Origin of the sequence: Pseudomonas sp. VA159-2 (assembly GCF_024126635.1) — a bacterium.
GTDB lineage: Bacteria > Pseudomonadota > Gammaproteobacteria > Pseudomonadales > Pseudomonadaceae > Aquipseudomonas > Aquipseudomonas muyukensis.
On record NZ_JAMYBV010000002.1, the window covers coordinates 58,337 to 72,276 of the forward strand.

18 protein-coding genes and 2 tRNA genes are annotated in these 13,940 nt (G+C 63.4%); 9 read left to right on the plus strand and 11 right to left on the minus strand.

The window, feature by feature from the left end:
• Positions 1-72: 72 nt before the first annotated feature.
• Positions 73-894 (plus strand): class I SAM-dependent methyltransferase, encoded by an 822-nt coding sequence (locus NJG22_RS02150; protein WP_253092170.1) that lies wholly within the window; start codon positions 73-75, stop codon positions 892-894.
• Between the two features lie 50 nt (positions 895-944).
• On the opposite strand, the gene NJG22_RS02155 is transcribed toward NJG22_RS02150, so the two are convergent.
• The 4 genes from NJG22_RS02155 to NJG22_RS02170 all read right to left on the minus strand — a co-directional run bounded on the left by NJG22_RS02155 (position 945) and on the right by NJG22_RS02170 (position 4,097).
• Positions 945-1,712 carry an SDR family oxidoreductase gene (locus tag NJG22_RS02155; RefSeq protein ID WP_253092171.1) on the minus strand — a complete coding sequence of 256 codons (768 nt, stop codon included), beginning with the start codon at positions 1,710-1,712 and terminating at the stop codon, positions 945-947.
• Between the two features lie 33 nt (positions 1,713-1,745).
• Positions 1,746-2,813: a phosphotransferase family protein gene (locus tag NJG22_RS02160; protein ID WP_253092173.1), complete on the minus strand. Its 1,068-nt coding sequence runs from the start codon at positions 2,811-2,813 to the stop codon at positions 1,746-1,748.
• A 198-nt stretch (positions 2,814-3,011) separates the two neighbouring features.
• Positions 3,012-3,329 (minus strand): SCP2 sterol-binding domain-containing protein, encoded by a 318-nt coding sequence (locus NJG22_RS02165; protein ID WP_125464629.1) that lies wholly within the window; start codon positions 3,327-3,329, stop codon positions 3,012-3,014.
• A gap of 54 nt (positions 3,330-3,383) precedes the next feature.
• Positions 3,384-4,097 (minus strand): histidine phosphatase family protein, encoded by a 714-nt coding sequence (locus NJG22_RS02170; protein ID WP_253092175.1) that lies wholly within the window; start codon positions 4,095-4,097, stop codon positions 3,384-3,386.
• 198 nt (positions 4,098-4,295) lie between these two features.
• Here NJG22_RS02170 and sohB point away from each other — a divergent pair, with 198 nt between their 5' ends.
• The gene (sohB, locus tag NJG22_RS02175) at positions 4,296-5,312 is read left to right on the plus strand and encodes a protease SohB (protein ID WP_253092177.1); all 1,017 of its coding nucleotides are present in this window, start codon (positions 4,296-4,298) and stop codon (positions 5,310-5,312) included.
• Positions 5,313-5,456: 144 nt separating this feature from the next.
• Positions 5,457-5,530 (plus strand) — tRNA-Cys (locus NJG22_RS02180).
• A gap of 153 nt (positions 5,531-5,683) precedes the next feature.
• On the opposite strand, the gene NJG22_RS02185 is transcribed toward NJG22_RS02180, so the two are convergent.
• Complete coding sequence (locus NJG22_RS02185) at positions 5,684-5,890, minus strand: DUF6434 domain-containing protein (RefSeq protein ID WP_253092179.1); 207 nt, start codon at positions 5,888-5,890, stop codon at positions 5,684-5,686.
• Positions 5,891-5,986: 96 nt separating this feature from the next.
• On the opposite strand from NJG22_RS02185, the gene NJG22_RS02190 reads away from it, so the two are divergent.
• Positions 5,987-6,421 carry an anti-virulence regulator CigR family protein gene (locus NJG22_RS02190; protein WP_253092181.1) on the plus strand — a complete coding sequence of 145 codons (435 nt, stop codon included), beginning with the start codon at positions 5,987-5,989 and terminating at the stop codon, positions 6,419-6,421.
• A gap of 446 nt (positions 6,422-6,867) precedes the next feature.
• Here the strand turns inward: NJG22_RS02190 and NJG22_RS02195 are convergent, their stop codons facing one another.
• The gene (locus NJG22_RS02195) at positions 6,868-7,542 is read right to left on the minus strand and encodes a polysaccharide lyase family 7 protein (protein ID WP_253092183.1); all 675 of its coding nucleotides are present in this window, start codon (positions 7,540-7,542) and stop codon (positions 6,868-6,870) included.
• Positions 7,543-7,803: 261 nt separating this feature from the next.
• Between NJG22_RS02195 and NJG22_RS02200 the strand changes: the two genes are divergently transcribed.
• Positions 7,804-7,989 (plus strand): hypothetical protein, encoded by a 186-nt coding sequence (locus NJG22_RS02200; protein ID WP_253092185.1) that lies wholly within the window; start codon positions 7,804-7,806, stop codon positions 7,987-7,989.
• 27 nt (positions 7,990-8,016) lie between these two features.
• On the opposite strand, the gene NJG22_RS02205 is transcribed toward NJG22_RS02200, so the two are convergent.
• From NJG22_RS02205 to NJG22_RS02215, 3 genes are all read right to left on the minus strand, one after another.
• The gene (locus NJG22_RS02205) at positions 8,017-8,430 is read right to left on the minus strand and encodes a DoxX family protein (RefSeq protein ID WP_253092187.1); all 414 of its coding nucleotides are present in this window, start codon (positions 8,428-8,430) and stop codon (positions 8,017-8,019) included.
• A gap of 129 nt (positions 8,431-8,559) precedes the next feature.
• A tRNA-Leu gene (locus NJG22_RS02210) sits at positions 8,560-8,644 on the minus strand.
• A 93-nt stretch (positions 8,645-8,737) separates the two neighbouring features.
• A complete protein-coding gene (locus tag NJG22_RS02215) occupies positions 8,738-8,950 on the minus strand; it encodes a hypothetical protein (RefSeq protein ID WP_253092198.1) in 213 nt (70 codons plus the stop codon).
• A 102-nt stretch (positions 8,951-9,052) separates the two neighbouring features.
• Between NJG22_RS02215 and NJG22_RS02220 the strand changes: the two genes are divergently transcribed.
• The 4 genes from NJG22_RS02220 to NJG22_RS02235 all read left to right on the plus strand — a co-directional run bounded on the left by NJG22_RS02220 (position 9,053) and on the right by NJG22_RS02235 (position 12,386).
• Positions 9,053-9,334 carry a hypothetical protein gene (locus NJG22_RS02220; RefSeq protein WP_253092200.1) on the plus strand — a complete coding sequence of 94 codons (282 nt, stop codon included), beginning with the start codon at positions 9,053-9,055 and terminating at the stop codon, positions 9,332-9,334.
• A gap of 81 nt (positions 9,335-9,415) precedes the next feature.
• Complete coding sequence (locus tag NJG22_RS02225) at positions 9,416-10,570, plus strand: PAS domain S-box protein (RefSeq protein ID WP_253092201.1); 1,155 nt, start codon at positions 9,416-9,418, stop codon at positions 10,568-10,570.
• Positions 10,571-10,576: 6 nt separating this feature from the next.
• On the plus strand, positions 10,577-12,022 hold the full coding sequence (locus NJG22_RS02230; protein ID WP_253092203.1) for an ATPase domain-containing protein: 1,446 nt from the start codon (positions 10,577-10,579) through the stop codon (positions 12,020-12,022).
• A 4-nt stretch (positions 12,023-12,026) separates the two neighbouring features.
• Positions 12,027-12,386: a response regulator gene (locus NJG22_RS02235; protein ID WP_253092204.1), complete on the plus strand. Its 360-nt coding sequence runs from the start codon at positions 12,027-12,029 to the stop codon at positions 12,384-12,386.
• A 70-nt stretch (positions 12,387-12,456) separates the two neighbouring features.
• On the opposite strand, the gene csrA is transcribed toward NJG22_RS02235, so the two are convergent.
• On the minus strand, positions 12,457-12,657 hold the full coding sequence (gene csrA / locus NJG22_RS02240; RefSeq protein WP_134693679.1) for a carbon storage regulator CsrA: 201 nt from the start codon (positions 12,655-12,657) through the stop codon (positions 12,457-12,459).
• A 264-nt stretch (positions 12,658-12,921) separates the two neighbouring features.
• Positions 12,922-13,932, minus strand: a complete 1,011-nt coding sequence (locus tag NJG22_RS02245; protein WP_253092207.1) for a DNA topoisomerase IB — start codon at positions 13,930-13,932, stop codon at positions 12,922-12,924.
• Positions 13,933-13,940: the final 8 nt, after the last annotated feature.

The following is a 13,940-nucleotide window of genomic DNA, read 5'->3' on the forward strand; positions in this document are numbered from 1 at the left end:
GGGTTGGGGCACCGTGTACGTCAAGGGCGCCTAACGTGGCGCCTGACTCAACAAGGACGAGGAAGACATCGCATGAGTCGATCACAAGAGCTCAACCGCGCCAGTTGGGATGAGCGCGCGCCGTTGCACGCGGCGTCGAAGGACTATGAAGTCGAACGCTTCGTGGCCGACCCCGGGCATCTTTCCGAGGTGGTGCGCTTCGACCTGCCGCGCCTGGGTGATATCCGCGGCCAGCGTGCGGTGCACCTGCAGTGCCATATTGGCACCGATACCCTGTCGCTGGCCCGCCTGGGCGCGAATGTCTGCGGCCTGGACTTCTCTTCGGCGTCGCTGGCCCAGGCGCGGAGCCTTGCGCAGCGTTGCGCTACCGACATCACGTATGTCGAGTCGGATGTCTACCTGGCGGCGCAAGTCCTGCCGGCGGGGGATTTCGACCTGGTCTACACCGGTATCGGCGCCTTGTGCTGGTTGCCTGGTATCGAGCGCTGGGCGGCTACCGTGGCGGCTTTGCTCAAGCCGGGTGGGCGCTTGTTCCTGCGTGATGGCCACCCGATGCTGATGGCGGTCAATGAGGACCACGAAGACCGTTTGCAGCTGCAATACCCGTACTTCGAACGCGAAGCGCCCACCGTGTGGGTCAGTGACCAGACCTATGTCGACACCGACCAGGCCCTGACCCATACCGAGACCCACGAGTGGAACCACGGCCTGGGCGAGGTGATCACGGCGCTGCTCAAGCAGGGTTTGCGGATCACGGGCCTGGAAGAACACCAGAGCATCCCGTGGCAGGCATTGCCAGGGCAGATGAAGCTGGGCGATGACGGCGAGTGGCGCCTGATCGAGGCGCCCTGGCGCTTGCCGCTGAGCTACACGCTGCAGGCGGTCAAGGCGTAGAGCGCGCTCCCCAAGGCGCACATTGTCCTGCAGGCGCCGGTTGGCTCACGTCAGGACAGGAAGCCACCGTCGACATTCAGCGCGGTCCCCGTGGTATAGCTGGACGCCGCGCTGGCCAGGTACAGCACCGCGCCGGCCATCTCGCTCGGGTCGGCGACGCGCTTGAGCGGAATCTGCTGCAGGGCGGCGTTGCGGATGCTGTCGTTGTTCACCAGCGCCGAGGCGAACTTGGTGTCGGTCAGGCCCGGCAGCAGGGCGTTGCAGCGAATACCGAACTGCGCGCACTCCTTGGCGAAGACCTTGGTCATGTTGATCACCGCCGCCTTGGTCACCGAATAGATGCCTTGGAACAGCCCCGGCGACACGCCATTGATCGACGCCACGTTGATGATGCTGCCGCCACCGTGCTCGCGCATCAGCTTGCCAGCTTCCACCGACATGAAGAAGTAGCCGCGGATATTCACGTCCACGGTCTTCTGGAACGCGCCCAGGTCGGTGTCCAGCACGTTGCAGAACTGTGGGTTGGTGGCGGCGTTGTTGACCAGGATGTCCAGGCGCCCGAACTGCTCGCGGATGCCGGCGAAAACCTGCTGGATCTGCTCCATCTCGCCGATATGGCAAGCCACCGCAGTGGCCTTGCCGCCAGCGGCGATGATTGCCTCGGCGACCTGCTGGCAGCCGTCGAGCTTGCGGCTCGAGACGATCACATGGGCGCCCTGCTGGGCCAGCAGGTGGGCAATGGCCTCGCCGATGCCGCGGCTGGCGCCGGAAACGAAGGCGATCTTGCCGTCAAGGTCGAACAGGTGGGTCTTGGACATGCTGGTTTTCCTTGTTGTCTGTCGCTGCCGGGGTTACAGGCTGGATTTGCCGATCAGTTGCAGGCTCATGTGCTCCAGCAGCTTGTTCATGTGGATGAACTGGGCGAAGCGCTTGTCCTGGGTCTGGCCGTGGAAGAAGCGGTAGTAGATCTGTTGGACGATGCCGGCCAGGCGGAACAGGCCGTAGCAGTAATAGAAGTCGAAGTTGTCGATGCCGATGCCCGCGCGCTCGGCGTAGTAGTTGACGAATTGCTGGCGGGTGAGCATGCCGGGGGCGTTGCTCGGCTGGCGGCGCATCAGTTGCACCGGCGCCGGGTCGCTGGCCTCGATCCAGTAGGCCAGGCTGTTGCCCAGGTCCATCAGCGGGTCGCCGATGGTGGCCATTTCCCAGTCCAGCACACCGATGATGCGCATCGGGTTGGCGCTGTCGAGGATGACATTGTCGAAACGGTAGTCGTTGTGAATGATGCCCGGGCGCGGGTGGTCGGCGGGCATCTTCTCGCGCAGCCAGGCGATCACCCGTTCCCAGCGTGGCGCGTCCGGGGTCAGGGCTTTTTCATAACGGCTGGCCCAGCCTTCGATCTGCCGCTGCACGTAACCTTCGGGCTTGCCCAGGTCTGCCAGGCCGCAGGCCTGGTAGTCCACCTGGTGCAGCTCGACCAGGCGCTCGATGAAGCTCTTGCACAGCGTTTCGCTGCGGCGGGCGTCAAGGCCTAGTTCGGCGGGGATGTCCGAGCGCAGGATGATGCCCTCGACCCGCTCCATCACATAGAACTCGCCACCGATCAGCGACTCGTCGGTGCAGTGCACGTAGGCTTTGGGGCAGTAGGGAAAGCCACCGTTGAGCTGGTTGAGGATGCGAAATTCACGGCCCATGTCGTGGGCCGATTTGGCCTTGTGGCCGAACGGCGGGCGGCGCAGCACGAACGCTTGCTCAGGGTAGGCCACCAGGTAGGTCAGGTTGGAGGCGCCGCCGGGGAACTGGCTGACGCTCGGGGTGCCTTGCAGGCCGGGGATGTGCGCCTTCAGGTAAGGATCGATGACGGCGGCATCGAGTTCTTCGCCGGGGCGGACCTGGGTGGACTGGTCGGTGAGCGTCATGCGATTTCCTTATGATCGGTAGCAAGGACTATTGGCTAATCTAATTTCCTGTCGCGGCTGGTACAAGCGTGCCAGGTGCTTATTGGCCAGGGTGTTGCCGCCCGATCAATGGCCTTGATGGCCCCGGTGAAGGCGCGGCAAAAAAAAACCGAAGCGCTTCAGGCTCCGGTTTTTCGGGTTCAGCGATGCGTGCGCCGATCAGGCCGGGAACAGCTCGCTGAGCTTCATCGACAGCATCATGTCGCCTTCGACGCGCAGCTTGCCGCCCATGAAGGCCTGCATGCCGTCGGTATCACCGCTGACGATGCCCTTGAGGGTCTCGCTGTCCAGCACCAGGGTGCAGTTGGCATCGGCGTTCTCGCCTTCCTGGATCTCGCAGGTGCCGTCCTTGACGAGCAGCGCGTAGTGCTTGTCTTCGTCGGTGATGTTGAAGCCGAACACCAGGTCCAGGCCGGCGGCGGCTGCTGGGTTGAATTTTGCCTTCATCGCCTCGACGGCTTTAGCTACATCGCTCATGGTGTATTCCTTGTTAAGTGATATTCGCGTCCGCAAGGACACAACAGACCGGGCTCATCGGTAGGTGATGAGCTCCGGCAACCGCAACAGCTGCACATGGGCTTGGCTGTTGAAGGAAGCCAATGTCACGTCGCTGCCACGGAACTTCAGGTGGCTGAGCGACGTGTTGATGATCTGCCAGTTCAGGGCGAAAGCCTGCGCCGGCGTGATTCCGGTAACCAGGTGGAGCAGGGCGGCGATGGTGCCGCCGGAGGTGAACAGGGCGATATTGGCACCGCTGGCGGCGCTGTCGAGCAGGCGTCGCAAGCCATCGCCGACGCGGCCAGTGAAGGCCTGCCAGGTTTCCAGGTGCTCGTCATCGACGTGCTGGCCGTCGTGCCAACGCTGCACCATCAGCGCGAACAAGCGCTGGAACTCGCTGCGGTGCTGAGCGCCGTTGCGCAGCACGTGCAGGGCCTCGGGTTCCTCGGGCAGCAGGGCAGGGAGCAGGGCGCGGATCACGCCGTCGGCATCGAACTCGTTGAACGCCGCGTCGGTCTCTATGGCCGGGACGGCTTGTCCATGGGCCTGCAACGCATCCAGGGCCAGGCGGGCGGTGTCCTGCTGGCGGCGCAAGGTGCCGGCCACGCAGCGATCCAGGCGCAGCCCCAGCTGGGCCAGATGCTCGCCCAGCGCCTGGCTCTGGCGCTCGCCCACGGCCGAGAGGACGTCATAGTCGTCGGCACCGAAAGAGGCTTGGCCATGTCGGATCAGGTAGAGGTTGCCCACGTGGAAGTCCGGCCCGGTTGAAGGTTGCTGCGAGGTTAGGATGCCCGGGATAGGCTGTCAACGAAAAAACATACAAGCGTTTGAAAAGGTCGTTTGAACTGTTTGCCAGCGTTGTCACCCGCTGGCAGAGGCCCTGGCGCACCGGTATGCTTGCAGGCATTTCGCGCCGTTCGGGCGCTGGTCTATCAAGGAGTCAATGTGGAGTTTCTTGCCGAATACGCAAGCTTTCTCGCCAAAACCGCCACGCTGGTGATCGCCCTCCTCATCGTGCTGTCGGCCATCGCCGGCCTGCGCGGCAAGGGGCGGCGCAAGCCGGGCGGGCAGTTGCAGGTCACCCGTCTGAACGACTTCTACAAGGCGCTGCGCGAGCGCCTCGAATCGGGCCTGCTCGACAAGGCCCAGCTCAAGGCCTTGCGCAAGCAGCAGGCGAAGGCGGACAAGCAAGAGAAGAAAAAGCCCGAGGACAAGCGCCGGGTATTCGTGCTGGATTTCGATGGCGACATCAAGGCCTCGGCCACCGAGGGCCTGCGCAACGAAATCACCGCGCTGCTGACCCTGGCCACCCCGCGTGACGAAGTGGTGCTGCGCCTGGAGAGCGGGGGTGGCCTGGTGCACAGCTACGGCCTGGCTGCCTCGCAATTGGCGCGCATCCGCGAAGCCGGCATCCCGCTGACCATCTGCATCGACAAGGTCGCCGCCAGTGGCGGCTACATGATGGCCTGCATCGGCGAGAAGATCGTCAGCGCGCCGTTCGCCGTGCTCGGTTCTATCGGCGTGGTGGCGCAGATGCCGAACGTCAACCGCCTGCTGAAAAAGCACGACATCGATTTCGAGGTGCTCACCGCCGGCGAGTACAAGCGCACCCTGACCGTGTTCGGCGAGAACACCGACAAGGGCCGGGAGAAGTTCCAGGAAGACCTCGACATCACCCACAAGCTGTTCAAGGACTTCGTCGCCCGCTACCGCCCGCAGTTGCACATCGACGAAGTGGCCACCGGTGAAGTGTGGCTGGGTATCGCCGCGCTCAACCGCCAGTTGGTGGACGAGCTGGGCACCAGCGACGAGTACCTGAGCCGCAGTGCCCGCGAGGCCAATGTGTTCCACCTGCGCTTTGCCGAGCGCAAGAGCTTGCAGGAGCGCATCGGCATGGCGGCCAGCGGCGCGGTGGAGAATACCGTGGTGGGGTTGTGGAGCAAACTTGGCCGCTTGCGCTAACACCTTGAACCCCTTGAAGATTTTTTTCTTTAGGGGGGTTGCAAGGTGATTCGAATGCCGACATAATGGCCTCCATCGAAACGCAGCTGACTTGAAAAAGCCCAGCGGTTTCAAGGAGATAGCGAAAGCTGACTCCGACTTTGAGGCCGAGTAGCAAAGTGGTTATGCTCCGGATTGCAAATCCGTCTACGCCGGTTCGATTCCGACCTCGGCCTCCACTATTCGAAACCCCGCAGATCTAGGTCTGCGGGGTTTTTCTTTGTGCCAGGAAAAAGCCAGAGTTCCGAAGCTTCAGCCTTTCGAGGGCTTGGCGATGGCACCGACGCGCGGGGCACTGCAAGGTATGCCAAGCACTCGCGGTCAGGCATGCGTCACTTGCGCGTACTTAGCCAGTGATCAGCAACCTCGCCCATGGTGGTCGCGGCCCCGCTCTTGATCCACGCCATGAACGCACGGTCGAACTTGAAGGCCTCGCCGCATTCGCCAACGAGAAACTGCCTGACCTTTTGCGTGTTGCGATAGCGCTGGTCCAGCGGCGTTGTACGGGTGATCGGGCCTGCGTGCCAATCGAAGCTCATGACCTTCTCCCTGATGAGCGACATACCCGCATGAGCGTAGCAGCACTCGCCGTGGGCTACAGTGCAAGCTGTCTCCCTGTCGCCAAGGATCCTCACATGAGCCGGAATCAGACGATTGTTGCATGTACGACCGCGATATTGCTGGCACTGACCCCCTGCTTCTCGTTTGCCGATCCCGGTAACGGCAAGGGCCATGGCCAAGGTCAGCAACAGCCTGGCAATTCAGGTGGCAAGCACGGTCCTGGCACCCGGCACGGCGGCCCTTCGATTGATCGGGGGCATGTGCTCGGCATCCTTGATGACTACCGTGACTACTGGGGCGCGAACCCAGCATTGCCGCCTGGCATCCAGAAGAACCTCGCGCGCGGCAAACCGTTGCCACCCGGTATCGCCAAGAAGCTGGATGGCCGGCTGCTGGGCCAGTTGCCGCGTTATCAGGGGTATGAGTGGAGGCAGGTGGGGGTCGACCTGATTCTGGTCGCGGTCGCGACGGGTCTTATTTACGAAGTGCTCGAGGGGGCGTTCGATTAGAGGCTCTGCAACGGGCAAGAAAAGGCCCGCTGGGGAGGGCGGGCCAAGTGTTTCACGGATGAGTCTTCAACATGCCACGGCACACGTGAAAAAGTTGTCAAAACTTAGCCATTTCAACAAAGACAACAGCAGAAAAAAGAAAACCCGCCAAAGTGGCGGGTTGAACAGAACGTATCGAAGCAAGGGTAGTCTGCCTTCACGAATGTCAGAATTTCGTGAAGGCCACACGCTTCAATCCTCAATAACCGTTACTGAATTCTTCATCGATCTAGCGTTTTTCATCGCGTAATTGCTGTAGGGCGATCTCTTTCGAGATCATTGGGTGATCGAGCGCGCTCCTTTGGCTTTTCTTCAAGCGCGGGACGCTGGGCCTGGTAGTTGAACAACTCGGCAGCGTTGTAGCCGTTGGTCCGATCGCGCTTGCGCCAAGGGATAGGCGAATTCACTTATTGATGAGTCAAGTCAAGCTGGCTGATCACGCACGCCGAAGCGTCCTCGGCCGGCGTGCTATCGCTGAAGTCCAGCTGGTTATACACGCCACCGTGAAAATTGAAGGTACGACCGCTCCAGGTCGGCGCCAACTGCAAGGCGCCGGTGCTGGCGCTACGGCCATTGCAGGCGGCTGTCACCGTCGCCGCGCCTGCCGCGGTCACTTCGAGGGTGATATCGAACGGGGCGCCGAGCGGCACCTCGGCCAGCAGGGTGCTGTTGACGGGTGTCACCTGGTTGTAGTCCTGGCGAAAGCCGAGGGTGATCTTGCCCTTGTTCCAGAACACCTTGATCGCCGGGCTGTCGTCGTCTTTCACGTGCATCTGGGCGATCACCACCTTCTGCGCGGCGTTGACCTGCTGCAGCAGCATGCGTTGGTGGTTGCGATGGCGCGTGGCACTGCCCAGGGCCCAGTAACCGGGTTCTTTCCATTCGCAGCGAGTGCGGTGGGTGCTCTTGCTGGCGGCGCCGCGGGTCGGCGCCACCAGGCGTACCGTGCCATCGGCCAGGCGGCTGACCACCTGCGGCAAGGTCGCCAGGGCCTGGGCGCCTGTCAGTTCGAGGGCGACGGGGTTGGTGGCCGACTTGGCGACCGGGGTGGTGATGGTCAGGTTGTCGATGTTCACGGTCATTGCAGTTTCTCCTTTCAGAAAGTCAGGTCCTACATCTGTTGCGACCCCCCCGAGCGGGCGAGCAAGTTCAAGGAAAGCGGCGATGAGCCGACAGGGGCGATTGCGGGCGAAAAAAAGCCCGCCGGGGTGGCGGGCAAGAACGTTTTTGAAGGGAGAGCCTCTAACCTGCGCGTTGTCGGTTAAGTCAGGGTTAACGATGGAAATATTGACCGGCCATGCCGAACGGCCTATACAGGCGGCCTGTTGTTACTGGAGCCTGCGATGCGCGACGAAGACGATTTGCCCGAACCTGAGCACGACCACTTGCTCGATCACGAATTCCACGACCCTTTCGACCTTGAAGCGGATGCCCACGGTGCGATGGATGATGGGGAAGAAGACGAGGAGCTGCTCGACGACTTCGAAGATGATGAGCACCCGGCCTGGCACGACGACCTCGACGACTGAGGTCGCGGCCATCGCCTGGGCAGCCGCTCAACGGCGGTCGAGGGAGAAGCGCCCAGCGCCGGAAACCGCCAGGGCCAGCAGCCCGCCGACGATGCTCAGGTTCTTCAGGAACTGGGTCATGTTGGCGCTACGCTCGGGGTCGACCATGTTCCAGAACGGGTGGCCAAGCAGCGCAGTGCCGAGCACGAACAGGGCGAACAGCAGGGCCAGTGGGCGGGTATAGAAGCCGAGAATCAGCAAGATGCCGACCGCGAACTCCATGATCACCGCCACGCCTGCCGCCAGCGTTGGCGCCGGGGCGCCAAGCGAGGTCATGTAGCCGACCGTGCCTTCGAAGCCGGTCAGCTTGCCCCAACCGGATAGCACGAACAGGATCATCAGCAGGATGCGGGCAAGCAGGAGGATAAGGTCGCGTTGACCTTCGAGCAGGGTATAGCGCATGGCGGCGCTCCGATGGACAGGGACATTGTCCACTCTAGCAGCTACATGGCGCATTGCTGGCAGGCCGGCTCAGGCAAAAGACCCACCCACGAAAAAGGCGCCTGACAAGGCGCCTTCATCGACAGAAGATGGTGCGAGTGGCGGGACTCGAACCCGCAAGGCTCACGCCGACAGATTTTAAGTCTGCTGTGTATACCAATTCCACCACACTCGCACGTTTGACCGCTGCGCTTCATGGGCAGAAGGGCCTGCAAATCAAGGCGGCTTTATAACCCATTGTTATAGAAGCGTCAACCGGGCGCCGGCTTCAGGCTTCGATGGCGTCGGCGATCTGGCGCATGTCGTCGGCGCTGTGGCGCAGGCCCTCGGCATGGCTGTGCATGGCCGTGGCATCCGCCTGGTGCACCGAATGGCGCAGGTACTGGGCGTGTCCGTCCAGGGCTTGGCACAGCGTGTCCAGCTCGCTGGCGGTGCGCAGCAGGTCGTTCTGCAAGCCTTGCATGCGAAGGTTCGACATCATCTCGGGTTCCGGGCTGTTTGCGGCGGGGGCACTATAGGCCAATTGACACATTGCTGCCATTGCGCCACTGTTGGGCCATTGGATCCAATTGAGCGTGCCACCATGTCAGGGACTCCCCCAAACTCCGTCGGGCGTGCCGTGCGTCCCAAGTGGTTCTGGCGACTGCTGTTCATCCAGGTGTGCCTGGTGGGGGCGTTTCTGTATGTCGGTTTCATCACCCTGGGCGCTTACCTGCTGATGCTGGGCTTCGACCCGCAGCACCCCGAGCCACAGCGCTTCATGGCCCTGGGCGGCGGCGGGCTGATCATGCTGATCGGCCTGTGGCTGCTGAAAGTGGCGATGCCGCGCCGCCTGATGCCATCGCTGATAGAGCGCGGCAATTGACGGTCGTCGCTTGACACCCGGCCTTGGCGGGACTTTTTGACTACGCTCAATATGTCCTTTCGCGGTGCTTGCGGAGCTCGCATGGTTGCAATAGGCCGCCCCCCCCCATCGGTCATGCCCGAGGCGCGCTATGAACAGCTGGTTCAGGCGGTGGTCGACTACGCCATCTACATGCTCGACCTATCGGGCAATGTGGTGTCATGGAACGCGGGCGCCGAGCGTATCAAGGGCTATCGCGCCGATGAGGTAATCGGGCGGCATTTCTCGCTGTTCTTCACCGCCCAGGACTGCACCGATGGGCGCCCACAACGCTTGTTGCAGCAGGCCCTCGAGCAGGGCGGCGCCCAGGATGAGGGCTGGCGGGTGCGCAAGGATGGCTCGCAGTTCTGGGCCCTGGCGGCGCTCGATGTCATTCGCGATGCCCAGGGCCAGGTCATTGGCCTGGCCAAGGTCACCCGCGACATCACCGACCGCCGTGAGTCGGCAGTGCAACTCGATGCCATGCGCGCCCAGCTGTTCCAGGCGCAGAAGCTCGAGGCCCTGGGGCAGTTGACCGGTGGCCTGGCCCACGACTTCAACAACCTGCTGACCATCATCCTCAGCTCCGCCCGGCTGGCGCTCAACAGCCAGGACCCGGCGCGCATCCAGCGCTTGCTCGAACATATCCTCGACGCCGGCCAGCGCGGCACGCAACTGACCCGGCAATTGCTCAGCTTCGCACGTCATCGCCAGTTGAGCGTCACCCGACTGGCACCGGCCGAGATCATCGCCGCGACCCGCGGCTTGCTCGAACATGCCTTGTCCCGGGATATCGAACTGCAGCAGCAGGTGGCGGATAACCTGCCGATGATCGAGGTGGACGCCGGGCAGTTGCAGATGGTCCTGCTCAACCTGATGTTCAACGCCCGTGATGCAATCGAGGGCGCAGGATGCATCCGTCTGGTGGTCGAGTGCGTGCAGTTGGCCGGGGAAGTGGAGGGCCTGCAGGGGCGTTTCGTGCGATTCGAGGTGCATGACGATGGCCAGGGCATCGACCCACAGGTGCTGCCGAGAATATTCGAGCCGTTCTTCACCACCAAGGCCTTCGGCAAGGGCACCGGCCTGGGCCTGAGCCAGGCCTATGGTTTCGCCCGGCAAAGCCTGGGTGCCATTGGCGTGGCCAGCCAGCCCGGAGTCGGCACCTGCATGAGCCTGTACCTGCCGGCGTGTGCCGACCCGCTGGCGAGCGAGGAATAGACTGCCATGGTAGAGCTTCTCAAACGGCTGCCCACCGGAATCGACGGGCTCGATGCGCTTCTCAAGGGCGGCCTGGTCGCGGGCGCCTCGTATATCGTCCAGGGCCATCCGGGCGCAGGCAAGACCATCCTGGCCAACCAGCTGGCCTGCAACCATGTGCGCGATGGCGGGCGGGTGCTGGTGGCGACGCTGCTCAGCGAGTCCCATGAGCGCCTGTTTCAGTACCTGTCGACGCTGAGCTTCTTCGACCCGACGCTGGTCGGCGACAGTATCCAGTTCGTCAGTGCCTTCGACACGCTGCAGCAGGAGGGCCTGGACGCCGTGGTGCGCTTGTTGCGCCAGGAGATCGCCCGGCAGCAGGCGACGCTGCTGGTGGTCGACGGCCTGCTCAATGCTCGTTCGCGCGCCGAAACCAGCCTGGATACCAAGAAGTTCGTCTCCGAGCTGCAAGGCCACGCCGCCTTTGCCGGCTGTACCCTGCTGTTGCTGACCAGCGCACGCCTGGAGGAGGGCAGCCCGGAGCACACCATGGTCGACGGGGTGATCGAGTTGAGCGAGCAACTGCTCGGCAGCACCGCGCTGCGCCAGTTGCAGTTGCGCAAGACGCGGGGCAGCGCGGCGCTGACGGGGCGTCACGAATGCCTGATCGACGACGCTGGGCTGCAGGTCTACCCGCGCCTGGAGGCGCTGTACAGCCGGCCAAGCCAAATGGGCGTGCAGACCCTTAACCGGGTCGCTAGCGGTGTGCCCGACCTGGATGGCATGCTCGGTGGTGGCTTGGCCGAGGCCTCGGTGACCCTGTTGATGGGGCCGTCCGGGGTAGGCAAGACGGCGCTGGGCATCGCTTTTCTCGCGGCCTCCAGCGAGGCGGCGCCAGGCTTGCATTTCGGTTTTTACGAAACACCTGCGCGCTTGCGCCTGAAGGCCTCGGCCCTGGGCTACGACCTGGCCGCGCTGGAACGCCGTGGCATAGCACGGCTGAGCTGGCAGCCGACCACCGAGGGGCTGCTGGACCAGGTGGGTGCCCGGCTGCTGGACCAGGTGAGCGCGATGGGTGCCAGGCGCGTGGTCATCGACAGCCTTGGCGCATTCGGCCGCCTGGCCATGGAACCGGCACGGCTGAACGCGTTCTTCCGCGCGCTGACCGGCGAGTTGCGTGGCCGCGGTGTCACTGTGCTGCTGACTTGGGAAATGCGCGATATCTTTGGGGCGGAAATCACCGCCCCGGCTCCGGACCTGTCCAGCATCGTCGACAACCTGTTGCTGATGCGGTTTGCCGAGCTCGACGCGCAACTGCACCGGGCGCTGTCGATCGTCAAGGTGCGTGACAGCGACCACGACCCGGCCTTGCAGGCATTGAACCTGAGTGCAACGGGTATCAGCCTGGCCAGGGCGTTCGACGGTGCCAGCGGGGTGCTCAGCGGTTCGGCGAGCACTCCAGGAGATCGCTGATGGGATGAACACCATCCTGATCGTAGACGACGAGTACCTGATTGCCGATATCCTCGGCTTCGCCCTGGAGGACGCAGGCTACCTGGTGGAAAAGGCCGGTGATGGGGAAAAGGCCCTGGAGGCGTTGGCGCAAAAGCGTGTGGACCTGGTGATCACCGACTACATGATGCCCAGGAAGAACGGCGAAGAACTGCTGCATGCGATCCGCGCCAACGAGCTGTTCAAGGACCTGCCGGTCATTCTCATGAGCGGCGCCCAGGCCAGCCAGGGACGGGTCAGCCCAGACGCGTTCGCGGCCGTGTTCGACAAGCCGTTCGACATCGATCGGATGATCGCCACCGTGCGGGAACTGCTGGAGCGCTGAGGCTCGAAGTGGCACCCCGCGTGGGCGGGCAAGGGATCAGGCGCATCCGTGCGGCATGATGTGGCAGGCTTCAGTGTTGCTCGTCGTTGCCTTTCTCTGGCGCGGGGCTGCCGGCCTGGATTCGCTTGTAGATCTCTTCACGGTGCACCTGGACATCCTTGGGTGCATCGATACCGATCCTCACTTGCATCCCCTTGACGCCCAGAATGGTGACTTTGATGTCATCGTCGATGACGATGCTTTCGCCAACCTTGCGGGTGAGTATCAGCATGTAGTTCTCCTTGGTGGTGTAGAAAACCGTAGGGCCATTGTGCCCAACGGTGGGAGCCTGTCCCTCTTCCTTCTCATTAAAGACGCTTTCGGCGGATAGTAATTCCCCGGCAGACAAATTCTGTAGCCGGTCTTTAGTCGCAGGGGCCGAACGACAGGCGGCGATGGCCGTCGGCGAAGGTGCTCGGTGGCAAGGATAGGGGGCTTGGCCTCATATGGGAAATTTCTCTGCTCGATAGGGTAAATAGGCGGCGTCAATGATCGTCTAAGGCTCCAGCGCTTGCAGGAAGCGCAGCAGCGCCACCTCCTCGCGTTCCAGGCGCTGGCGCTGGCGGGCGCGGGGCAGCCCGGCCAGGCGCCCCAGGTGAAAGTGCTCGAGCACGGCCGGGTGGATATAGCTGCGCCGGCACACCGCCGGGGTGTTGCCCAGGCGCTCGGCCACTTGCCTTACGGTCGCGGCGACCTGGCGCCTGGCTTCGCTGTCCGGTTGCCAGGCCAGCGGCGTCAGCAGCGCCAACGCCAGGCTACTGCCGGCCCAGGTGCGGTAGTCCTTGGCGGTGAAATCGGCGCCGGTGAGTTGTTGCAGGAACTGGTTGACCTCGGTGGAGCCGACGCTGTGACGCTGCCCCTGTTCGTCGAGGTACTGGAACAGCGCCTGGCCGGGCAGCTCCATGCAGCGCTTGACCAGCCCGGCCAGGCGTCGATCGCGCAGGGTGACGTTGTGCTCCACCCCGCGCTTGCCACGGAACTGGAAGCGCAAGGTGCTGCCCTTGACCTGCACATGGCGGGTATTGAGGGTGGTTAGGCCGTAGGAGCGGTTGTCGCGCAGGTACTGGCGGTTGCCGATGCGGATCAGGGTGCTGTCGAGCAGGCTGATCACCAGCGCCATGACTTTCTCGCGGTCCAGGCCGGGGCGGGCGAGGTGGGCGTCCAGTTGTCTGCGCAGTGTCGGCAGGGCCTGGGCGAAAGCCAGCATGCGCCCGTACTTGTGCTGGTCGCGCAGCGTGCGCCATTGCTCATGGTAGCGGTACTGCTTGCGCCCGCGGGCGTCGCGCCCGGTGGCCTGCAGGTGACCTTGCGGGTCGGCGCAGATCCACACATCGGTATAGGCCGGGGGGATCGCCAGGGCGGCGATGCGGGCCAGTGTCTGCGCGTCGCGTACCCGTTGGCCCTGGGCATCGTAGTAATGGAAGCGCTCACGCCAGCGCCGCCGGCTGAGCCCAGGCTGGGTGTCATCGACATAGTGCAGCGCGGCGGGCAGCGGGCAGTCGGGCATGGGCGCGA